The organism is Micromonospora sp. WMMD1076, assembly GCF_029581475.1.
Classification (GTDB): domain Bacteria; phylum Actinomycetota; class Actinomycetes; order Mycobacteriales; family Micromonosporaceae; genus Micromonospora; species Micromonospora aurantiaca.
The window spans coordinates 4,224,143-4,245,804 of sequence record NZ_CP120862.1 but is presented as its reverse complement, the minus strand read 5'-3'; the positions used below and the strand labels follow the sequence as shown (position 1 = coordinate 4,245,804).

General features: G+C 75.3%; 19 protein-coding genes. 11 read left to right on the top strand and 8 right to left on the bottom strand.

Features of this window, described 5'->3' with window-relative positions; all coding sequences use genetic code 11:
- Window positions 1-40: 40 nt before the first annotated feature.
- Window positions 41-970 carry a diacylglycerol kinase family protein gene (locus O7622_RS20225; RefSeq protein WP_282309731.1) on the top strand — a complete coding sequence of 310 codons (930 nt, stop codon included), beginning with the start codon at window positions 41-43 and terminating at the stop codon, window positions 968-970.
- A gap of 3 nt (window positions 971-973) precedes the next feature.
- Here O7622_RS20225 and O7622_RS20220 read toward each other — a convergent pair whose 3' ends face one another.
- Together O7622_RS20220 and O7622_RS20215 are read right to left on the bottom strand one after the other, a co-directional pair.
- The gene (locus O7622_RS20220) at window positions 974-1,234 is read right to left on the bottom strand and encodes a hypothetical protein (RefSeq protein WP_282309730.1); all 261 of its coding nucleotides are present in this window, start codon (window positions 1,232-1,234) and stop codon (window positions 974-976) included.
- Between the two features lie 10 nt (window positions 1,235-1,244).
- The gene (locus tag O7622_RS20215; protein ID WP_282309728.1) at window positions 1,245-1,643 is read right to left on the bottom strand and encodes a DUF2267 domain-containing protein; all 399 of its coding nucleotides are present in this window, start codon (window positions 1,641-1,643) and stop codon (window positions 1,245-1,247) included.
- An 80-nt stretch (window positions 1,644-1,723) separates the two neighbouring features.
- On the opposite strand from O7622_RS20215, the gene O7622_RS20210 reads away from it, so the two are divergent.
- The 3 genes from O7622_RS20210 to O7622_RS20200 all read left to right on the top strand — a co-directional run bounded on the left by O7622_RS20210 (window position 1,724) and on the right by O7622_RS20200 (window position 3,949).
- Window positions 1,724-1,861: a dienelactone hydrolase family protein gene (locus tag O7622_RS20210; RefSeq protein ID WP_282309727.1), complete on the top strand. Its 138-nt coding sequence runs from the start codon at window positions 1,724-1,726 to the stop codon at window positions 1,859-1,861.
- 66 nt (window positions 1,862-1,927) lie between these two features.
- On the top strand, window positions 1,928-3,226 hold the full coding sequence (locus tag O7622_RS20205) for an FUSC family protein (RefSeq protein WP_282309726.1): 1,299 nt from the start codon (window positions 1,928-1,930) through the stop codon (window positions 3,224-3,226).
- 9 nt (window positions 3,227-3,235) lie between these two features.
- On the top strand, window positions 3,236-3,949 hold the full coding sequence (locus O7622_RS20200) for an RraA family protein (protein ID WP_282309725.1): 714 nt from the start codon (window positions 3,236-3,238) through the stop codon (window positions 3,947-3,949).
- A gap of 5 nt (window positions 3,950-3,954) precedes the next feature.
- Here O7622_RS20200 and O7622_RS20195 read toward each other — a convergent pair whose 3' ends face one another.
- The 6 genes from O7622_RS20195 to O7622_RS20170 form a co-directional block, all read right to left on the bottom strand.
- Window positions 3,955-4,581, bottom strand: a complete 627-nt coding sequence (locus O7622_RS20195; protein WP_282309724.1) for a response regulator transcription factor — start codon at window positions 4,579-4,581, stop codon at window positions 3,955-3,957.
- Window positions 4,578-5,795 (bottom strand): histidine kinase, encoded by a 1,218-nt coding sequence (locus O7622_RS20190; RefSeq protein ID WP_282309723.1) that lies wholly within the window; start codon window positions 5,793-5,795, stop codon window positions 4,578-4,580. The genes O7622_RS20195 and O7622_RS20190 overlap by 4 nt, the downstream gene beginning before the upstream one ends.
- 114 nt (window positions 5,796-5,909) lie before the next feature.
- Window positions 5,910-6,842, bottom strand: coding sequence for a hypothetical protein (locus O7622_RS20185; RefSeq protein WP_282309722.1), 933 nt, complete (start codon window positions 6,840-6,842; stop codon window positions 5,910-5,912).
- A 104-nt stretch (window positions 6,843-6,946) separates the two neighbouring features.
- Window positions 6,947-8,134 carry a DNA polymerase IV gene (gene dinB / locus O7622_RS20180; RefSeq protein WP_282309721.1) on the bottom strand — a complete coding sequence of 396 codons (1,188 nt, stop codon included), beginning with the start codon at window positions 8,132-8,134 and terminating at the stop codon, window positions 6,947-6,949.
- Window positions 8,135-8,231: 97 nt separating this feature from the next.
- Window positions 8,232-11,417 carry a penicillin acylase family protein gene (locus O7622_RS20175; RefSeq protein WP_282309720.1) on the bottom strand — a complete coding sequence of 1,062 codons (3,186 nt, stop codon included), beginning with the start codon at window positions 11,415-11,417 and terminating at the stop codon, window positions 8,232-8,234.
- A 258-nt stretch (window positions 11,418-11,675) separates the two neighbouring features.
- A complete protein-coding gene (locus O7622_RS20170) occupies window positions 11,676-12,809 on the bottom strand; it encodes an N-acetylmuramoyl-L-alanine amidase (RefSeq protein ID WP_282309719.1) in 1,134 nt (377 codons plus the stop codon).
- 223 nt (window positions 12,810-13,032) lie between these two features.
- On the opposite strand from O7622_RS20170, the gene O7622_RS20165 reads away from it, so the two are divergent.
- The 7 genes from O7622_RS20165 (at window position 13,033) to O7622_RS20135 (ending at window position 21,623) form a co-directional block, all read left to right on the top strand.
- The gene (locus O7622_RS20165) at window positions 13,033-13,479 is read left to right on the top strand and encodes a thioredoxin family protein (protein ID WP_282309718.1); all 447 of its coding nucleotides are present in this window, start codon (window positions 13,033-13,035) and stop codon (window positions 13,477-13,479) included.
- 115 nt (window positions 13,480-13,594) lie between these two features.
- A complete protein-coding gene (locus tag O7622_RS20160; protein ID WP_282309717.1) occupies window positions 13,595-14,035 on the top strand; it encodes a DUF4395 domain-containing protein in 441 nt (146 codons plus the stop codon).
- A 43-nt stretch (window positions 14,036-14,078) separates the two neighbouring features.
- Window positions 14,079-15,866 carry a hypothetical protein gene (locus O7622_RS20155; protein ID WP_282309716.1) on the top strand — a complete coding sequence of 596 codons (1,788 nt, stop codon included), beginning with the start codon at window positions 14,079-14,081 and terminating at the stop codon, window positions 15,864-15,866.
- A 325-nt stretch (window positions 15,867-16,191) separates the two neighbouring features.
- Window positions 16,192-17,820 carry a serine/threonine-protein kinase gene (locus O7622_RS20150; protein WP_282309715.1) on the top strand — a complete coding sequence of 543 codons (1,629 nt, stop codon included), beginning with the start codon at window positions 16,192-16,194 and terminating at the stop codon, window positions 17,818-17,820.
- A 54-nt stretch (window positions 17,821-17,874) separates the two neighbouring features.
- A complete protein-coding gene (locus O7622_RS20145) occupies window positions 17,875-19,077 on the top strand; it encodes a hypothetical protein (protein ID WP_282309714.1) in 1,203 nt (400 codons plus the stop codon).
- Between the two features lie 73 nt (window positions 19,078-19,150).
- Complete coding sequence (locus O7622_RS20140) at window positions 19,151-20,176, top strand: hypothetical protein (protein WP_282309713.1); 1,026 nt, start codon at window positions 19,151-19,153, stop codon at window positions 20,174-20,176.
- Window positions 20,177-20,381: 205 nt separating this feature from the next.
- Window positions 20,382-21,623, top strand: a complete 1,242-nt coding sequence (locus tag O7622_RS20135; RefSeq protein WP_282309712.1) for an MFS transporter — start codon at window positions 20,382-20,384, stop codon at window positions 21,621-21,623.
- Window positions 21,624-21,662: the final 39 nt, after the last annotated feature.

The window sequence follows — 21,662 nt, the reverse complement described above, 5'->3', positions numbered from 1 at the left end:
GCGCCGATCCGTCGCCGCCGCGGCGGATAGGGTCGCACCCGTGCGGACCAAGCAGGAGCTGTCGACGGCGATCCGGGAACGACGGCGGGCGGCGCTCGTGGTCAACGCCCACTCCCGGCGCGGCCGGCGGCTCTACGACACCGTCCACACGCGGCTGCGGGCGGCCGGGTTCACGCTGCTCGGCGCCTACCCGGTGGACCGGCCCGGCGAGCTGGACCGGGTGCTCGCCGAGGCCGCCGGCCTCGGGCCGGACCTGCTGGTCACCGGCGGCGGCGACGGCACCGTCGGCGCGGCGGCCCGGCTGCTCGCGCACCGGGACATCGCGATGGGCCTGCTGCCGCTGGGCACCACCAACAACTTCGCCCGCACCGTGGGCGTCCCGCTCGACCTGGACGCCGCGGTCGCGGTGCTCACCGGCGGCAAGGTGATCGACGTCGACCTGGGCCTGATCGGCGACACCCGGTTCACCAACCACGTCGGTATCGGGCTGTCCGCCGACATCATGCAGGCCGCGCCGCCGGGGCTGAAGCGGGTCGTCGGGCGGCTCGCGTATCCGCTGACCGGAATGGGGCTGCTGGCCCGGCACCGGCCGCTGGCCGTGACGGTCCGCGCCGAGGGGCGCGAGCACACGTTCACCACCCACCAGGTGTACGTGGCGAACGGCGGCTTCCACGCCGGGCGGCCCATCACCGCCGACGCCACCGCCGACGACCGGCTGCTGGTCGCGTACCCGGTGGGTGGGCCGACCCGGCGCGGTCTGCTGCGCGAGACGGCGCGCAACGCGGCGGCCGGCCACCGCCGCACCCTCGGCGACGAGCCGTTCCTGGCGGTACGCCAGCTGTGGCTGGACACCGACCGGCCGGCGCGCATCGAGGTCGACGGCGAGCCGTACGGGCAGACGCCGGTCCGCATCGGTCTGGACCCGAACGCGTTGCGGCTGATGGCCCGGGCCGACAGCCCGGATCACTGACCGTCAGGCCCAGTGCTCCTTGTCGGGCAGCGGGATCTCCGTGTTCTGCTCCACCGCGTCGGCGGCGGTGAGGTCGTCGCGCACCGACTCGCCCAGGCCGGCCCGGTCGCTCGGCGGCCGCAGCACGCCCTGCTCGGCCAGGTCCGCCTCGCTCGCCTCGGGCACTGCCGAGTCGACCGTACCGGGTTCTCCGACGAGCGTCTCGTCCTGCCGCTGCTCCTGCGCGTCGGCCTCGGGCGGGCGGCGCAGCGCGTCCTCGCTCATCGCGTCCCCGTCACGCCGTGCGCCGTACGTACGGGGCGCTCTGGTCGGCCACGTCGCCGTACTCGGCCGGGAGCTGCCCGACGACCTGGGCGTAGACGGCCGGGTCGACGGCGTCGCGCAGTACGTCGAAGACCGCAGTGACCCCGTCCCGGGCGGCGTCCACGTCCACGTCGGCGCGTCCGCTCACCCGCTCCACGAACACGTCGAGCCCGAACGGCTCGGCGTCCTCGGCCGGGCCGAACGCGTACGCCCGCAGCGCCTCCGGCAGCCGGTCGGCGAGGTCGCGGGCCTCCCCGCCGTCGATGCGCTCGGCCAGCGTGGTCAACGTCGCCCGGGTGATCGCGGTGGCCTGCTCCGCGGACGCGCCGCACCGCTGGGCCACCGCGCCGATGAACTGGTCCTGGTCCATCTCGCCGCCTTCCTCCGCCGGGATTGCGGGATTCCCACGCTGGACCTCCGCAAACGGCCGGTGCGCCGGACGCGGCCGGGGTGACCCACCGCTCCGACGTGTACGCCGGTGCCCGCCACGGCTACACCCGGTCGGGCACCCCGGTGCACGACGAGCCGGCCACGCAGCGGCACTGGACGGCGCTGTTCGACCTGCTCGGCCGCACGTACCGCCGCTGACCCGGCACGGCGCGCGGGGCACGGCCGGGAGACGATTCACCGGCCCGGAGCCGGGTAACCGCCGTCATGACCGACCGCCGCGCCGACACCGTCCGCTCGCCCCTGGACCGGGCGGCCGAACGGGGCGGTCTCGTGCTCTCCCGGGCCCGCGCCGAGGGCGGCGCGGCCGGCCGGAGCCGGCTGCGCCAGCTGGAGATCACCGTGGTGATCTCCGCGCAGGCCGGGCTGGCCGCGGCGCTCGCCGCGCTGCTCGCCCAGGAACTGCTCGGCTCCGGCGCGCACGTCTTCGCTCCCGCCGCCGCGGTCGGCACCATCGCCACCGCCATCGGCCAGCGCGCCCGCCGCACGTTCGAGCTGCTCGTCGGCGTCGGCCTCGGCATCGTGGTCGGTGACCTGCTGCGCGCGCTGCTCGGCAGCGGTTCCTGGCAGACCGGCCTGGTGGTCACGCTCGCCATCGCCACCGCACTGCTGGTGGCCGGGCGTGGCGGCGCGCTCGTCGGACAGGCCGGCGGTACGGCGGTGCTGATCGCCACGCTCGCGCCGGTGCAGCCCGGCCTGGAGCTGCCCCGCATCTTCGACGCGCTGGTCGGCGGCCTGGTCGGTCTGTTCGTGGTGGCGCTGCTGCTGCCGGTCAACCCGATCCGCGTGCTGGACCGGGCGGTGGAACCGGTGGTCGCCCGGCTCACCGAGCAGCTCGACGCCGTCGCCCACGCGCTGACCCGGCGTGACGCCGACGCGGCCCAGCGCGCCCTGGAGGACCTGCGCGGGCTCGAACCGGACATCGGGCGGCTCAACGACGCGCTCAGCGGGGCCGACGAGGTGGTCACCATCGCGCCGGCCCGCTGGCATCGCCGGGCCCAGTTCCACAGGTACGCCGACGCGACCCAGCACCTCGAACGGCTGCTCCTGTACGCCCGCTCGATCGCCCGCCGCTCCGCCACCGCCCTGCAGTACGACGAGCCGATCCCGCCCGCGCTGCCCGACGCGGTGGCCCGGCTCGGCGAGGCGCTGCGGGAGCTGAAGCGGGCCTGCAAGTCCGGGGAGGATCTGGAACGCACCCGGGAGCTGGTCCGGCAGGGCGCCGAGCTGGCCGGGCGCGCGTGGTCGCAGGGTGTGCGCACCTACGGCGAGGCGATGATCAGCGACCTGCGGACCGGGCAGAGCGAGCTGCTGCGGGCCACCGGCTGCCGGCCCGAGGACGCCAACGGCACGGTGCGGCGGGCCGCCGGGGCGGGGGAGGCGGAGGCGCGCCCGCCGGTCCGGGCCCGGATGAGCCGGCCGGTCCCGCGCCGGCCCGCCGGACGGCACCAGCCGAAGGCCACCGGGCGTGGACTGGCACCTGCCCGCGCGGGCCCGGCTGGTTAGCGTCGGCGCATGGACATCCGTCAGGACGCGCCGGCCGCCCGTTTCGCCGCGCTCACCGCCGCGCACGTCGCCGACGCCTGCCTGCGCGCCGGCGTCCTCGTCCGCTGCGCCCCGGCCGCCGTCGTCCCGGTGCTGCCCGGGCGGTGCCTGGCCGGCCGGGTCCGCCCGGCCCGGCACGCCGGCAGCGTGGACGTCTTCCTGGAGGCGATCGAGCAGGCCGGCGAGGGGGACGTGCTCGTCGTCGACGACGGCGGGCGCACCGACCGGGCCTGCGTCGGCGACCTGGTGGTGCGGGAGGCGCGGGCCGCCGGCCTGGCCGGGCTGGTGGTGTGGGGCGCGCACCGGGACACCGCGGACCTGGTCGCGGTCGGGCTGCCGGTGTTCAGCCTCGGCGCCACCCCGAGCGGGCCCCTGGAGCTGGACCCGCGTCCGGACGGGGCGCTGGAGCACGCCCTGGTCGGGCCGTTCACCGTCGGCCCGCGGGATCTGGCGCTGGCCGACGACGACGGTGTGCTGTTCGTACCCGCCGATCGGGCCGGGGAACTGTTCGACCTGGCCGAGTCCATCCGGGACACCGAGCGGCGGCAGGCCGACCGGATCCGGGCCGGGGAGTCGCTGCGCGCGCAGGTCGGGTTCGGCGCGTACCTGGCGGCCCGGGAGGCGGACCCGGCGCTGACGTTCCGGGCGCACCTGCGGGCGGTGGGCGGCGCGATCGAGGAGTGACCGGGTCAGCCGCCGCGCGCCCACAGCGCCAGGCGTACCCGGTTGGCGCTGCCGGTCTTGGCCATCAGGCTGGTGATGTGCGTCTTCACAGTGGTCACCCCGATGTGCAGCCGGTCGGCGATCTCGGTGTTCGACAGCCCGTCGGCGACCAGGTCCAGCACGTCCTGCTCGCGCGCGGTCAGGTCGGCCGTACGCCGGGGCGCGCCGGCACGGGAGTGCACCGCGCGTTCGACCAGCCGGCGCAGGACGTCCGGGCTGAACGGGCTGTCTCCGGCGGCGGCGCGGCGTACGCCGTCGAGCAGGTCGGCCGGGGGCGCGTCCTTGAGCAGGAACCCGCAGGCACCGGCGGTGAGCGCGGGATAGAGGTGGTCGTCGTCGCCGAACGTGGTGAGCACCATGATCCGGGTGGCGGGCCGGTCGGCGAGGATCCGGCTGGTCGCGGTGATCCCGTCGACGCCGGGCATCCGCAGGTCCATCACCACCACGTCGGGTCGTAGCCGGGCGGCGAGGGCGACCGCGTCCCGGCCGTTGTCGGCCTCGCCGACGACCTCGAGGTCGGGCTGGGCGTCGCAGAGCATCCGCAGGCCGGCCCGGATGAGGTGCTGGTCGTCGACCAGCAGCACCCGGATCACGCCGGCTCCGGCGTGCCCGCCCGGGGCCGGGGTGCCCGGCGGGTGGGCCCGGGCGGGGGCAGCACGGTCCGGACCCGCCAGCCGGCCCCGGTGGGCCCGGCCTCCAGCCACCCGCCGAGCACCTCGACCCGTTCCCGCATCCCGACGATGCCGTGGCCGCCGCCGCCGGGCACCCCGGCCGGCGCGGTGCCCGGCCCGTCGTCGGTCACCGTCCAGTGCACCGCGCCGTCCTCGACCGACACGGTCAGCCGGGACCGGGCCGCCGCGCCCGCGTGTTTCGCCACGTTCGTCAACGCCTCCTGGGTCAGTCGCAGCACCGCCTGGCCGCGTACCGCGTCGAGCGTGCCGACAGCGGGGTCGACGTCGGCCTCCACCACGACGCCCGCCTGCCGGGCCCGGTCGACCGCCGCGCCGAGCGCGGCCGGCAGCGCCGACGGCTCGATCGCGGTCAGGGCGGCGTCGCCGCGGATGCCGTCCGGGTCACGCAGCACCGCCACCAGCCGCCGCAGGTCGGTCAGCGCGGCCGTGCCGGTGGCGTGCACGTCGTCGAACACCTCGCCGACCCGGGGGTCCAGGTCCGGCAGCACGTGCCGGGCCACACCGACCCGCAGCACCATCGACGCGACGTGGTGCGCGAGCACGTCGTGCAGTTCCCGGGCGATGGCGCCGCGCTCGTCGGCGCGGGCCGCCCGGCTCTCCGACTCGCGCCGGCGCCGTTCCGCCTCGGCCCGCTCTGCGGCCTGCCGCCCGAGTTCCCGGGTGGTCCGCACGACCAGCCCGAGCAGCAGCGGCAGGCCGACGGTGACGGCCAGCCCGAACAGGCCGGTGAACGCCGCGCGGACCGGTTCGCCGATCAGGCCGGCCAGGTCGACGGCGGCGAGCAGCCCGGCGCCCCGCCAGACCGTGCGCGGCCGGGTGGCCCGCATGGTCAGCTCCAGCAGCGCCCAGCTCGCACCGACCTGGTTGATCATCACGTCGTCGACCAGGACGAGCGCGGCGACCAGCAGGGCCGACTGGATCAGCAGGTTCACCAGGGGCCGGCGGTGGCACAGCAGCGCCAGCAGGAACGCCGGGACCGCCAGCGCCCACTGCCTGCCGGTGGCGGCCGGGCCGCCGTGCGCGCCGAAGACCAGATAGCCGATGCCGCAGAGGTCCAGCAGCAGGACCCGCGCGAACGTGTCGCGCGCGTCGAACAGCCGACCGACCCAGCCCACGGCGTCAGCCTAGGCAACCGGTGCGGCCGGGGGCCACCGCGTTTACCTGCCGCCGCCACCCGCCCGGCGGTCCGAGGTGGACCGCCGGGCCGAGCGGGCCGGGAACCGTGGCGCTCATCCGACCAGCACCACACCGGTACGCCGCCTCCGGCGGGCCAGCACCAGCGCGGTGGCCGTCGCCGTGGCCGCCACCAGCACCCCCGCCGCGGCGAGCGTGAGCGCGTCCGGCGCCACCAGCGGCTGCCCGCGCAACGCCTGCCCGGTCACCAGCAGGGTGAGCCCGGCGTACGCGGCGCCGCCGACGAGCACCAGCCGGGCCCGGGTCAGCTCGTCCAGCCGCCCGCCGAGGAACCGGTCGAGCAGGATCGCCAGCAGCGGCAGCGCCTGCAGCGCGTGCATCCCGACGAAGTGCCCGACGCGCAGGTCGCCGCCGGTGGTGCTCCAGCCGAGCAGTGGCAGCCCCGGGCCGCCGTCGGGCACCCCGACGCTGTGCGCGCCGCTGATCCCGGCGGCCGCGCCGGCCGGGCGTTGCGCCACCATCGGGAACGCGACGAGCATGCCGAGCAGGGACACGGCGAGGCCGAGCCGGACCGCGTACCCGCCGGCCCGGTCCGGAAGGGACCGGCGGGCCAGCACGACCGCCAGCACGAACTGGGCCGCGAACAGCACGGTGATCGCCACACCCATGACGTCGAACAGCACCGCGTTCAGCGTGGTGGTGCCGTTGAAGTGACTGGTGGTGCCGCGGAGCACCTGACCCACGATGACGACCATCTCCAGCACGGACATGGCCACGATCACGGTGGCCGCCCGCTCGGCCGCCCGGCTGCGGCGCGGCAGCAGGGACAGCATCCAGGCCAGCGTGACGCCGTACAGCACGAACGAGATCGCGAACTTCAGCGGCTTGAGCCAGATGGGCGCGCCGGTCAGCACGCGCGGGTCGGCCACGACGCCGACCGCGGCGACGACGGTGAGCACCGCCATCGCGGACACGAGGAGCATCAGGGGGCGGTGCCATCCGGCCGCCCGGTTCCGCAGGGTAGTCATGCCTGTAGATGCTCGCGACGGGCCGCGCCGGACGCGCCCGCCCGGAGGCCGCACCCGCGGCCACCGGTCGGAGCCCGCCTCCTACTCCGGGAGGAGGCGGGCGGTCAGTCCGGCAGCCGGGGCATCTCGACGCCCGGGTCGCGGCCGAGCAGCACGCCGCGGGTCAGCGCCCGCGAGCCGAAGCGGTCCCGTACCGCGTCGACGGCGGCGTCCAGCGCCGGACCGGGTTCGGCGGTGAGCGGCAGGGTGAGCTGGGTGTGCCCGCTGCCCAGGTTGCCCACCGACACGCCGAGAAGCGTGACGCCACGTTCCGCGATCTGCGGCAGCGCGGCACGCAGCAGGTCACGGGCGGCGGCCCGCAACGGCCCGGTCTGCGCGGTCGGCTCGTCGATCGTGTGCGACCGGGTGGCCCGCGTGTAGTCGGCGAAGCGCAGCCGTAACGTCACCGTGCGGCCGGTGCGCCGGGCGGCGCGCATCCGCCCGGTGACCCGGTCGACCAGCCCGGCCAGCACCGCGTCCAGGTCGGCGGGGGAGTGCGGCCCGCGTCCCAGCGCGTGCTGTGCGCCCATCGAGGAGCGGCGGCGGCCCACCTGCACCGCCCGGGGGTCGCGGTTGTGCGCAAGGGCGTGCAGGTGCCGCCCGGCGCCCGCGCCGAGCAGCGACACCAGCGCCGGCTCGTCCAGCCGGGCCACCTGCCCGACGGTACGGATGCCGCAGTCGCGCAGCCGCGCGGCGGTGACCGGGCCGACGCCCCACAGCCGTTCGACCGGCAGCGGGTGCAGGAACGCCAGTTCCCGGTCCGGCTCGACCACCAGCAGCCCGTCCGGCTTCGCCACGCCGCTGGCCACCTTCGCCAGGAACTTCGTCCGGGCCACGCCGACGGTGATCGGGAGCCCGACCTCACGGCGTACCCGCTCCCGCAGCGTGGCCGCGACGGCGGCCGGCGCTCCGGCGAGCCGCCGCAGCCCACCCACGTCGAGGAACGCCTCGTCGATGCTGAGCCCCTCGACGAGCGGGGTGGTGTGCCGGAAGATCTCGAACACCGCCCTGCTGGCGGCCGTGTACGCGGCCATCCGGGGCGGCACCACGACGGCGTCCGGGCAGAGCCGCAGCGCCTGCCGGCCGCCCATCGCGCTGCGCACGCCCCGGGCCTTGGCCTCGTAGCTGCACGCGAGCACCACGCCGCCGCCGACGATCACCGGCCGGCCGCGCAGCCGGGGGTCGTCGCGCTGCTCGACCGAGGCGTAGAACGCGTCCAGGTCGGCGTGCAGGATGGTGACCTCGCTCGACACCCCGCCATCCTCGCACACATGTTCGAACGAGCGCGGCTGACCTGCCCGGACGCAGACGACCGGCCGGCGGGAGCACCCGCCGGCCGGTCGCGTGCGGTCACCGTCCGTAGACCTCGAACTCGTAGAGCGAGAAGCCGTACGAGGTGGCCCGGGTGACGCCGTACATCCGCACGTAGCGGGCGCTGACCGGGGCGAACGTCACGTTGTCGACGCCGCCGTTGCCGGTGGTGGTGCTGAACACCGGCTGCCAGGAGTTGCCGTCACCGGAGACCTCGATCCGGTAGCCGGTGGCGTAGGCGGCCTCCCACCGCAGCACCGCCCGGCTGATCGTCCGGGCCGATCCGAGGTCCACCCGCAGCCACTGGTTGTCGTTGTAGCTGCTGGCCCACCGGGTGCCGAGACTGCCGTCCACCGCCTTCGCCGGGGTGTGGCTGGTCAGGAACTGCGTGCTGGACGCGGTGGCGGTACGGCCCTGCGCCAGGTTGGTCACCGCGTCGCCCCGGCGCGCCGGGAACGAGACGACCTGCTGGTACGTGGGCCGGTTCTGCCAGGCGATCAGCGGGTGGGTGATGCCGCCGAGCCCGGACTGGGCGATCGAGTCCGCGCACCACTGGTCGCCCGCCCCGCAGGACGAGTCACCCGGGTAGACGGTGGTCGCCGGCGCCGCCGCGGCCTGGCCGAGCGTGTCCAGCAGCGCCTGCCGGCACGCGCCCAGGTTGCCGTTGCCGCAGTACGTGCGCCCGAGCCCGCCGGCCACCGGGTCGCCGAGCACGGCCCGCAGGTCCTTGTCGACGTAACCCCACCAGCCGTACTGGAACGCCGAGCCCTTGTGCGCCTGCCCCTGCGACGCCCAGTTCACGGTGCCGTCGCGGGCGCCGTTCTGGCCGCCCGAGGGCGCCTCGTTGACCTGGAGGGCGCCGACGAGCGCGCCGTACAGGTCGGGGCCGAGCCCGGGACGGAACTGCGCCGAGGCCAGCAGCGGCCACCAGGCGTCGAAGATCCGGATGGCCTCGGCGTGCTGGTAGACCTTCGACCCGGGCGACGTCTCCACCCGCCGCGACCCGGCCTGCTGCCAGGCCCGCAGCTTGGTCACCGCGGCGGCCAGCGCCGGGTCGGTGACCGGCGTGCTGTCCAGCACCCGCAGCAGTTCGCCGAGCACCTGCTGACCGCGCAGGTCGGTCACCGCCGCCTCGGCGGTGATCCGCACGATGTCCGCGCGGCCGACCTTGCGCTGGGCGATCGCGGCGCGCACCGGACCGTCGAGCAGCTGACCCCGGTGCACCGCGCCGTAGCTGAAGTTGCCGTCGGCCGCGCCGAAGTCACGCGCCTGCTTGTTGTTCCAGCTGACGTAGTAGTCCTGGTTGACCGACTGCGGGTGGGCCGACGCCGGGGCGTACGTGGCGTCGTTGGTGTCCGGGTTCCAGCCGGCCCACTCGTACGCCGGCTCCGCCTTCGCCGGCAGGTTCGGGTCGAGCCCGGACGGGCGGACCGGGTTCGAGCCGGAGTTGAAGTACGCCGCCTCGGTCGAGTTGACGTAGAACCAGTTGAACGCGTACCCGACGCCGGCCGCGGACGCCTGGAACGCCGCCGCGCTGCCCATCGCCGCCGGATCGTTGTACGCCTGGAAGCCGATCGCCGAGTCGGCCTCGTGCCGGTAGGTGGAGCGCAGCTTGGTGAACGCGGTGGGCTGCCCGTTCACCAGCCCCCGGTAGGCCACCAGCCCGTACTTGGTGCGCAGCGAGCGCAGCGTGTACGCGCCGGCCGGGGTGGAGTCGGCGAGCGTCGGCGACCAGGCGTTGCGCTTCTCCAGCACCTCCATGGCGACGCACTGACCGCGGTGGAGGTAGCGGTTGGAGCGCAGCGTCGGCGCGCTGCCGTCGGTGGTGCACAGCGGCACCGCGTACGTGTCGGTCAGGTCCTGGGAGGCGGAGGTGGCGCTCCACGCGTAGTCCTGGCCGCGGCCGAGCAGCACGTAGAGGTTCAGCCCGGCGAACGCCGCGCCGCGGGCGCTGATGCCCGGCCCCTGGAGTTCCTGGAGCATGAGCAGCTGCGGCGCGAAGTAGCCGGTCTGCGGGCCGAACACGGCGACCGGGTTGCCGGTGGTGGTGTGCCGGCCGGAGACCACTACCGCGTTGGACATGCCGTGCGAGCGCAGGTTCGACAGGCCGCCGAGCAGGTCCTTGGTGGCGGCGCTGCTGCCGGTGCGGGCGGCGGCCCCGCCGGTGGCGTCGTACGCGAGCGGCTCGGCGACCACCGTGCCGGCGTCGGGCAGCACCGCGCTGGTGGCGCCGGGTGGCGTCGCGCCGTACGGGAAGCTCTGCCCGTCGTGCAGCGTCAGCACGGTCTCCGGGTCGTTCTGCGACCGGAACGCCGCCCAGACCCGGTCGCCCTCGGCCGGCCCGTACTTGGCCCGGGCGGCCACCCGGACCAGCGCGGACTGCATCTCGCTGCCGCCGCCCCCGCCGAACAGCCCGCCGATGACACCGGCGGTGGCGATCAGGTCGGTCATGGTGAAGTGCGTCGGCTTGCCGGCGCCGGTGAGCACGTACTCGCCGGGGTAGTTGTCGTCGGCGATCGACTTGTCGATGTAGGCGTTGATTCCGGCGATGTAGTCGACCACGTCGGTGTAGAGCTGCTGGCCCCGGGTGCCCTTGAGGCGCAGCGCGTTCACCTGGGCCTGGAGGTCGGCCTCGGAGTACGGCGAGTTGGCCCAGATGCTCTGTTCCAGCTCCCGGTTGCCCGGTGCGCCACCGGCGAACGAGGTGAGCGTGCCGCGTCCGGCGTGCCGCAGCAGGTCCATCACCCAGAGCCGGTCCTGGGCTCCGGCGTACCCGGCGCCGAACATGGTGCCGGAGCGGGTGGTGCCGGTGACGTGCGGGACGCCGGTGGCCCTGTCCCGCACGATCGTGACGTCCGAGCGTGGTGAGATCGTGCTCTCGACCTGCGCGTCCGGGACGCCGAACGAGGCGTCGTTGTAGAAGTGGGCGATCTGCTCGTCGGTCAGCCCGGCGTAGTTGTAGACCAGGTTGGCGTACTCGTCGAGCTGGTCGCTGGAGTGCGCGGGGCGGGTGCCGAGCGCCTGGTGGGCCAGGATGGCGACGAGTGTGGCGTTGCCGTTCTGCCCCGGGGGCAGGATGTCGGCGCACTGGCCGAGGCAGTAGTCGTCGGGGGTGAACGTGGTGGCGGCGAGCGCCGGTGACGGCGGGGTGACCGTCAGGACGCTCGCGGTGAGGGCGGCGGCGGTGAGCGCCGCGAGGCGGGCGCGGATGGCGGGTCGTGGCATGGCGATCCTCCGGAGACGCGGAGTCGGGCCGTTCGGTACGCCCGGCTGACGGCGTCTCGGCCTCCGCGCCCGGGCGTTCTGCCCGGAGGTGAGAATGACTCATATCTATCTGCGGGCAATGATCGGCGCACCACCGCCGTCCGGGATAGCCGTCGTTCACCAGTCGTCAATGCCGACGTTTCATCGCGTTCCATCCCGCAACGACGCGGTGGGGGTGGCGCCGTTGCCACCCCCACCGCTCTCCCCGCCGGTGCGCCGTCAGTGCTTGCGGAACGACTGGCGCACCACACCCCCCACCAGCGCGCACCAGGTAGTGGTGCTGATCTTGCCGGTGGGCGGTAGTCCGTGCAGGCGCTGGAGGTCCTTCACCGCCGTGCGGGTGGCGTGGTCGTACTCGCCGGTCGGGGTGACCTCGGCGTATCCCTTGGAGGCGAGCATGAACTGCGCGGCCACCACCGGGACGCCCGACGACTTCTGGTTCAGCTCCGGGGCCAGGGTCTCCCACGTCGGTGCCGTGAGCGTGGCGTCGACGTCGACCGGGATGCCGTTGCGTGCCTGCCAGTCCTGGACCGCGGCGACCGTGGCCGCGTCGAACACGCCGTTCACCGGCACCGTGTAGCCGCGGAACGTGAGCAGGTACTGCGCGACCTGGACCACCGGGCCGCCGACGAACCGCCAGATGTCCGGCCAGCGGCGGGCCGGCACGTCGCCCAGCTTCGTGCCGAGCTTCTTGAAGACCGCGCGGCGCAGCGCAGGGAACTCCCGGTAGAACATCGCGCCCGGGCAGAGCGTGGCCCGGAAGTCCCAGTGACCGAAGATGTCGTGCGCGTGCAGCCCGTACTGCCGGCAGATCGCTGTGCACAGCCGGGTGAGGGAGTCGAGCAGCTCCTCCGGCGGCGTCTCGGTGACGTAGGTGCCCTCGTTCTCGATGCCGATGGCCCGCCCGTTCTCGCCCGGGCAGTGCGCGGCGATCATCTGCCGGTCGCCGGCGCGCAGCCGGTCCAGGCTGCCGTGCCGTCCCTCCAGGACGTGACCGCCGCGGCTCACGGTGAAGTGCTGCCCGGTGTCGGACCAGCCGTTGCCGTCCATGTGCAGGTCCTGGCAGTCGCGGGCGAGTTGCTTGGCGTGCTCCTCGGAGTAGTCGGTGACGTTCGGGAACGCCATGTGGTGCACGATGATCTTGTTGGTCGGGATCGCGCTCACCGACAGCGGGTCGGCCGGCGGGCGGGCGGCCCACCCGTCGCAGCTGATGATCCAGTCGAGGTCCGCGCCCGGCGCGGCCTGCGCGGCGGCCGGCCGGGCGAGCTCACTGCCGACGACCGCGACAGCGGCGGCGCCGAGGCCGGCCCGCAGCAGCGTACGGCGGTCCAGTTCGGGGTGGTCGAAGTGCATCTCGCCTCCTCGATGGCCCGGCCGGCGCCGGGCGATGTAAAGGAACTGCAACGACTGCGCGCGTGGTGGAGAATATTGCCAAGCTCACGCGGCGCGCCAGAGGACAAAAGCGACGTTCGCCTGTGGGTGAGCCGGCCGCTCCTACCGCCGGAGTAGGCGATCTCACGTCCGCTGACCGGGACGGACCATGGTCTTCCGCGACCCGCCGTGGCAGCCTGGGTCGGTGCAGTCGCCCAGCCCGACCGGGATCGTCGTGCTCGTCGCGGTGCTCGCGGCCGCCACCGCGTTCGGCTGGTGGCGCCGCCGCCACGACGGGCGGCTGCGCGCCGTCCGGAAGCGCCCATCGGCCGCCGACGCGCCGCACCGGGCCACCCTCACCGCCCTCGGGGTACGCCCCGGCGAGGTCACGCTGGTGCTGTTCTCCGCCCCGGTCTGCGCGCCGTGCCGGGCCGCCCGCCGGGTGCTCGCCGACGTCGCCGCCCGCCTCGACGGGGTCGCCGTGCGGGAGGTGGGCGTGGACGAACACCTCGACGCGGCCCGGGAACTGGACGTGTGGCGTACCCCGACGGTGCTGGTGGTGGACGCGGCCGGCCGCGTGGTGCGCCGGGCCGCGGGCGTGCCCGACCGCGACGACCTGATCGCCGCGCTCACGGCCGGGGCGGGGCGATGAGCGGCGTACGGCTGACCCGCCGCCGGGTGGTGGACCACGGCCGGCTCGCCACGAGCCTCTGTGCGGCGGCGCGTCCCGCCTGACCGACCGCCCCCCGCACGAACGGACCCACCCCATGCTGCTCGACCCCCGGGGACCGCGCTTCGGCGCCGTCCTCACCACAGTCGTCCTCGCGATCGTCCTCGTCACCGGCTCCGGGCTGCTCCTGCTCGCCCAGGCCGTCGTGTTCGCCCGCACCGCCCTGAACCCGCGCGTCGGCCCGTACGGCCTGCTGTTCCGCGCCCTGGTGGCGCCCCGGCTGGACCCGCCGGCGGAGCTGGAGCCGGTCGCGCCGGTGCGCTTCGCCCAGGTCGTCGGCCTGGCCTTCAGCGTCGTCGGCGCGGCCGGCTGGTTCGCCGGGCTGCCCTCGCTCGGCCTGGCCGCCACCGGCGCGGCGCTGGCCGCCGCCTTCCTCAACGCCGCGTTCGGGCTCTGCCTCGGCTGCGAGGCGTACCTGGCGATCCGGCGGCTCGCCGGACGCCCGCTCGCCGCCCGGGTGGCGGTGCCCCCGCGCTGACGTTCCGCCCGTACGCTGACCCGGGCGGGACGGGGGGAGTGGCATGGCGGGTCGCGGGCGGCTGGACCGGCGCAGCGTGCTCGTCGCCGCGGGCGGGCTGGCGGTCGCCGGGATCGGCGTGCCGATCGGGCTGGCCGCCACGAACGACCGGCCGCCGCCCCCGCCGCGCGGCCGGCGACCGGTCAGCATGGCGATGCACCTGCACGCCTCGTTCAGCGAGGGCGTGGCCAGCTACGCCGCCCACCTCGACCAGGCCCGCCGCAACGGCGTCGACGTGCTCTGGTGGACCGACCACGACTTCCGGGTGGCCGCCCACGACCACCGCCGGGTCGTGCACTTCGACGGCCCGGAGGAACGCGAGGGCGGGCTGGCCTGGACCTGGCAGCCCGCGACCGAAGGGCGGCTGGCCGCCTCGGCCGCCGACTTCGTGGACGCGCCGGACGCCCCCGACGGCCCGGGCCGCGCGCTGCGCCTCACCGCCGCCGGTTCCGGCACCCTCTGGTACGCGGGCAAGGCGTGGAACTGGACGCACACCGCCAACATCTCCGACACGAAGTTGCACCTCGACGTACGCCCCGAAGCGGCGGGCCGGGACGCCACGCTCACCGTGGAACTCGCGCTGTCGCACCACCCGGCCGGACCCGGCCGGCCCGCCGGGCAGCTCGTGCTGCGCTACCGCCTCGGCGGCGTCGACACGGTCCGGCACACGGTCGACGGCCGGCACGGCACGGTCGAGACGCCCGCCCCGCCGGGAGTGTGGCGGCGGCACACGTTCGATCTGCTCGCCGACGTGCGACGGCTCTGGCCCGGCCTGGTCGCCGGGGACAACTCGCTGCGCGGGCTGCGCCTCGGCGTGACAGCGGCCGGTGACGGGCGCGGCGCGTACCTGGTGGACCGGCTCGTCTTCGACCGCGCCCGCCGCTCCGGCCAGGCGGGCGAGGAGCTGCGCGCCGAGGTGCTGCGCGGCTACGACGGCGCGTACCCCGGCGTCACCCACCACCGCGCGTACGAGGTGTCGATGGTGCGGCACCTCAACTGGTTCGGCGGCGACGGCACGCTGCCGCGCTTCCCGTCCCCGCCGTACCGGGACAACGACGTCGACGCCACCGAGCGGATGGTGGAGTTCCTGCACGCGCACGGCGGGGTGGTGTGCTGGAACCACCCGCTGGACGTGGAGCGCCGCGAATCACTGGCCCGCCTGCTGGTCGGTCGCAACGCGCTCGGCGTCGACCTGATCGAGATCGGACGCCGGCCGGTCGAGGACCACCTCTGGGCGTACGACGTGGCAGCCCGCAACGCGATCCCGCTCACCGCCGTCGGGGTCACCGACGACCACGACGGCACCGACTGGCGGGCCGGCCGGGACCGGAACGTCACGTCGGTCTGGGCGGCCTCGACCGGCCGGGACGATCTGGTCGCGGCGCTGCGCGCCGGTCAGGCGTGGTTCGCCGACCTGGCCGGCTACCGGGGGACGCTGGACCTGGAACTGGGTGGCCGCAGCGCGATGGGCGCCCTCGCCGTGCTCGCCGGGGACACCGTCACGGTGCGGCTGCGCGCCACCGACCTGCCGGCCGGGGCCACGCTGGAGACGGTCACCGGCGAGGTCGACCGGGCCGGTGTCGCGGATCCGACACCGGCGGTCCGGGTCGGGCAGGTCCCCTGGCGGCAGTTGCGGCAGGGCTGGTACGACCTGCCGGTGCGCGCCGGAGCCGGCACGTACGTCCGCACCCAGGTCCGTGACCGCGACGGCGAGATCGTCGGCGCGAGCAACCCCCTCTGGCTGCTCCGCACCCCTCCACCCGCAGGCATTCCCCCACCCCGCCGCCTCTGACCCACCACCCTCTCTCCGCCCCGCTTCCTCCCGCTTCCGCCCCGCTCCCTCTCCGTCGATCATGAAGTTGGCGGTGCTGTCTGTCCTTTTTGTCCCCGCCAACTTCATGATCGATGCGGCGGGGGCGGTTGCCGGGGTCTGGTACTCGTGGCGGTGTGTCCGATACCGACCACCTGCCGTGCGGTGACGCGTCGCCCGGCCGACGGGGCGCCGACCGGCGTCCGGAAGCAGCCGTTGCGGCGATGGCCGGCGGCCGCGCCACGGTGAGAATGACGAGCGAGGCGGCGTCCGACATCCGCCCGTGGGACGTCGTGGAGTCTGTCGCATGAGCGGCTGGGAACTGTCCGGGTACACCCCGGTCCGACGGCTCGGCGCCGGCGCGTCGGGCAGCGTCGTGCTCGCCACCCACGACCCGACCGGCACCCCGGTCGCGATCAAGTACCTGGTCCGCGACCTGGGCGAGGACTCGACGTTCCGCGCCGCGTTCCGCACCGAGGCCCGGCTGCTCGGCGAGATCGACGACCCGCACGTCAGCCGCCTCTACGAGTACGTGGAGAGTCCGCACGGCGCGGCCATCGTGATGGAACTGGTCGACGGCGTCTCACTGCGCCAGATGCTGCGCGAACACGGCCCGACCACACCCGAGGCCGCGCTCTGCGTCCTCAAGGGCTCACTCGCCGGCCTGGCCGCCGCGCACGCCCACGGTGTCGTGCACCGCGACTACAAACCGGAGAACGTGCTGGTCACCGGCACCGGGCTGAGCAAGCTCGCCGACTTCGGCATCGCCATGCCGATCGGCCAGGGCTCCGACACCACAGTGTCCGGCACGCCCCGCTACATGGCCCCCGAGCAGTGGACCGGCGCCCCGGCCAGCCCCGCGTGCGACGTCTACGCCGCCACCGCCACGTTCTTCGAGTGCCTCACTGGCCGCCCCCCGTACCAGGGACCGGACCTGCTCTCCCTGCGCGATCAGCACGCCAGCGCGCCGATCCCCGCCGAGGCGGCACCCCCGCCGGTGCACGAACTGCTGCGCCACGGCATGGCGAAACGCCCCGACGACCGCCCGCCGTCCGCCGAGGCGTTCCTGGACCTGCTGGAACGGGTCGCCGGCACCGGCTACGGCCCGGAATGGGAGGAACGCGGGCTGCGCGAGCTGGCCCGGCGGGCCGTGCTGCTCGCCGCGCTGTGGCCGTTCCCGGACCGGGCCGAGGGCGGCACTGCTGTCGCCCACACCGCGCTGGGCACCACCACCGGTCGGCGCGGACGGTTCCGCAGCGGCCGCACCCGTACCGCGCTGGCCGCCGGCGCGCTGGTTGCCGTCCTGGCCGGGGGCGCCGGCTACAGCTACGCCGCCCACGACGACACGTCCGCCGCGGGCCCGACCGGCCCGGCGAGCGCCGCCCCCGCCACCAGCGGCGCACCCGTGCCGGACCCGACCGGCGCCGGGACGCCGAGCCCGTCACCGACGCCCAGCCCGTCCACCGTGTCCGCCGCGCCGCCACCTCCCGCGCCGTCGGCCACCCCCGACCCGACCGGGACACCGACCCCTACCGGCACACCCACCCCGAGCGCGTCGCTCAGCACGAGCCCACCGCCGCCGGACGTGACAGCGCCGGTCGTGGACGGCGTCCGCGCCGACCCGGGCGAGCTGGACCCGAAGGGCTGCCCCTACGGCGCCAAGAGCAGCACCGTCACGGCCACCGTCACCGACGACCGCAGCGGCCCGGCCGCGCTCACAGTCACGCTCGGCTACACCGTCGACGGCGCCACCGGCACGATCCGGATGGACGCCGCCGGGCGCGGCGTGTTCACCGGCACGCTCGGCCCGCTGTCCACGCCCAGGCGCAGCGCCCGCATCCCCATCCGGGTCACCGCCGCCGACGCCGCCGGCAACACGACCACCTCGACGTCACCGGTGTACGTGACGCTCTACCACTACTGCACCCCCGGCTAGGAGTACGACAGTGCCCGCTGCCCCGCACCGCAGCCCGTCCCGGGGACGGTCGGCGTGACCCGCCCCGACGAGCCCACCGAGGCGCTGCCCACCCGCGCCCTGCCGATCAGCGGCGACGCTGACGCCGCCGAGCCCACCGTTCACCTCACCCGGCCCCGAGCCGACACCGACCCGACGACGGCGCTCGTCGTCGACCGCGCGGAGCCGACCGTCCGGCTCGTCGTCGACACCCCGGCGGCGACCGGCGGGTCGGAGCCCACCGTCCACCTCCCCGGGGCGGCGGCCGGCCGGCCACCCACAGCCGAACCCACGGTCCACCTGACCGCGGTCCCCGCCCGGGACGACCGCACGGCAGACCTCGCCGCCTCGGCCACACCCGCACCGCCCGATGCCGAGCCGACCGTGCACTTGCGCCCAGTCCGGGCCGACGACGCAGGTGAGGCGACCGTTCATCTCTCCGCCGCTCCGGACAGCAGGGCAGGGGAGCAGACGGTGGCTCTGAGTCCAGCCGTGGACGGCTCGGCGGGTGAGGCGACGGTCCATATGCGCCCGGCAGCGGGAAACGCGACCGGACCGGCCACCGTCTACCCGCGTCCGGCGGCGGAGCCGGCCCAGCGTCCCGGCGTGGAACCGACCGCGGCGTGGCAGCCCAGCGGCGTACCGCGTCGAGGCCACGCCACCGGGACGGCGGCGCCGGGCGCCGGGGCGTACCCGGATCGGACCGGCCACGCGCGGGCGGCGAGCGGCGTGCCGGCCCCCGGTGGCGAGCTGCGCTTCGGGCCGGGCGTGCCGGCGACGCCGCCGCCCGCTCCGCCCTGGCCCACCGCACCGCCGATCCGCCCGCGTCCGGCCTGGCGTCGCGTCGTCTCGGTGCTGTCCGCGCTGCTCACCGTGGTGCTGCTGCTGACGGTCGGCCTCTACCTGTGGGAGCGGCTACGTCCGCTGGAGGTCGAGGGGGTCACGGTCGCGGTGCCCCGGCCGGCGGGTGTCGCCTGCGACGTGACAGTCGACGTGGTGGCCACCGTGCGCACCAACGGGCGCGGCGGGACGATCAGGTACCAGTGGTTCCGCTCCGACGCGCCGCCCGGCGCCGTGCTCACCGAACGGGTCGGCAGCGGGCAGCAGACCGCGGCGCTCACCCTGAAGTGGACGTTCACCGGGGCCGGGACGACCACTGGGATCGCCACCGTCAACATCGTCCAACCGTCGACGGCGCAGGCCAGCACCCGGGTCGTCTACCGCTGTCCCGGCGGCTGACCGCGTTTCCCCGCGCGCGGGTCCGGGTAGCCCCACCCGAACAGACCTGGACCACGTAGGTGGAGGCCCTTCGATGAGAGACAACTTCGGGGACGCGGTGGGCGACGCGTTCCGTTCGGTGATGCTGTTCCTGCCCAAGGCGGTCGCGTTCGTCGCGATCCTGGTCGTCGGCTGGCTGATCGCCAAGGCCGTGCTGAAGCTCGTGGACAAGGTCCTGGAGCGGGTCCACTTCGACCGGGCCGTCGAGCGCGGCGGGATCAAGACCGCGCTGGCCCGCTCGAAGTACGACGCCAGCGACATCGTCGGGAAGCTGGCCTACTACGGCGTGCTGCTGGTCACGCTGCAGCTCGCGTTCGGCATCTGGGGCCCGAACCCCATCTCCGACCTGATCGCCGGCGTGATCGCCTGGCTGCCCCGGGCGTTCGTCGCCATCGTCATCGTGGTGGTCGCCGCGGCCATCGCCCGTGCGGTGAAGGACATCATCTCCAGCGCGCTCGGTGGCCTCTCGTACGGCCGGGTGCTGGCCAACCTCGCCTCGGTGTTCATCCTGGGTCTCGGTGTGATCGCCGCGCTCAACCAGATCGGCGTCGCCACCACGGTCACCACCCCGGTGCTGATCGCTGTGCTCGCCACCGTCGGCGGCATCCTGGTCGTCGGCGTCGGCGGCGGACTGGTCCGGCCGATGCAGAGCCGCTGGGAGAACTGGCTGACCCGGGCCGAGGAGGAGTCGCGCACCATCGCCACGCACGCCCGCGCGTACCAGGCCGGCCGGCGTGACGTCGAGGCCCGCCTCGCCGCCACCGGCCCGTACGCGGAGTCCGAGCTGACCCAGCCGGTGGGCCGCGACGCCGAGGCGGATCGCACGCAGCCGGTCCCGGCGTACCCGGCCGCCCCGCCGTCCCCGGCCACCAGCGGCGCGGACGCCACCGAGCCGGTGCCGCCGCAGGCGGGCGCGGAGGCGACGCAGCACATTCCGGCGTACGCCGAGTCCGACCGCACCCAGCCCACGACGCCGCGCCAGCCGACCGCCGAGCAGGCCGCGGACAACGAGGCCACGATGGTCATTCCGCAGGCCGACGTGGAGAAGTTCCGCCGCTGACCCGAACAGCGGAGACGAACCGGGGCGGGACCACACGGTCCCGCCCCGGATTCGTGGCCGCCGGGGGACCACCCGGGCGCCTCGCGGCGGATAGGATCCCGGCATGACCTGGCGATGTTGATGCCTTCCTGAGCGACGAGGCCGCGGGCCGCCGCGGACGCCGTGTATTCCGACCGGTGTCCGTCACGTCCCGTGGGAAGGTTCCATGCTCGTCGCTCCTGCCCGTGTGCCCGCGACCCGCCGCCTGGCGGCGACGCTCTACGGGTACGCGTTCCTCACCGACCTCGTCCTGCTCTACCCGCTCTACGTGCTGCTGTTCGTCGGCACCGGGTTGTCGGTCGGGCAGATCTCCTCGCTGTTCGTGCTCTGGGCGGCCGCCGGCATCGTGCTGGAGGTGCCCTCCGGCGTGTGGGCCGACGCGGTGTCGCGCCGCCTGCTGCTCTGCCTCGCGCCGCTGCTGGCCGCCGCCGGGTTCGCGCTCTGGGTCCTGCTGCCGTCGTATCCGGCGTTCGCCGTGGGTTTCCTGCTCTGGGGTGCCGGCGGCGCGCTGCGCTCCGGCGCGCTGGAGGCGCTCGTGTTCACCGAGCTGGAACGCCTCGGCGCGGCCGGCAGGTACGCGCGGCTGATCGGCCGGACCCGCACCGCCGAGGTGCTCGGCGCGGTCGGATCCGGGGTGCTCGCCGGGCCGGTGTTCGCGCTCGGCGGCTACCTCGCGGTCGGCGCGGCGAGCGTGGTCACGTGCCTGCTGGCCGCTGCCGTCGCGGCCCGCTTCCCGGAGCACCGCCCATCCCCGCCCGCGCCGGTCCCGAGCGCCGCACCGGACGAGCCGGGCGCGGGTGGCGAGCCGGGAAAGGGACCGGGTGACGACGAGCCCGGCTGGCTGGGCAGCCTGCGCCTGGGCCTGCGCGAGGTGCGGGCCGACCGCCGCGTCCGTGCCGCCGTGCTGCTGGTCGCGGCGGTGACCGCGATCTGGGGTGGGCTGGACGAGTACACCGGGCTGCTGGCCGCCGACACCGGCATGGCCGAGGTGGGCGTACCGCTGCTGCTCCTGCTGGTGTGGGCCGGGATGACGGTGGGCGGGCTGCTCGCGCCGCTGGGCGAGCGGCTGTCCCACCGCGGGTACGCCGGTCTGCTGGTGTTCGCGGCCGCGGCTACGGCGGCCGGGGCGCTGCTGCGGCACCCCGCGGGGTTCGTGCTGCTGGCTGCGGCGTTCGCCGCGTTCCAGTTGGCCACCGTCCTCGCCGACGTGCGGCTCCAGGCCCGGATCGCCGGGTCGGCCCGGGCCACCGTCACGTCGCTGGCCGGGATGGCCACCGACCTGACGATCGTCGCCTTCTACGGCGGGTACGGGCTGCTCGCCGGTGCTGTGGGCAACCCGGTTGCCTTCGCGGTCGCGGTGCTGCCGTACCTGCTGGTGGCGCTCTGGCTGCTCATCGGTCGAGCGTGAATCGTCGGAAAAGGGACCAATGGTCGCGTTCGCGGCCTA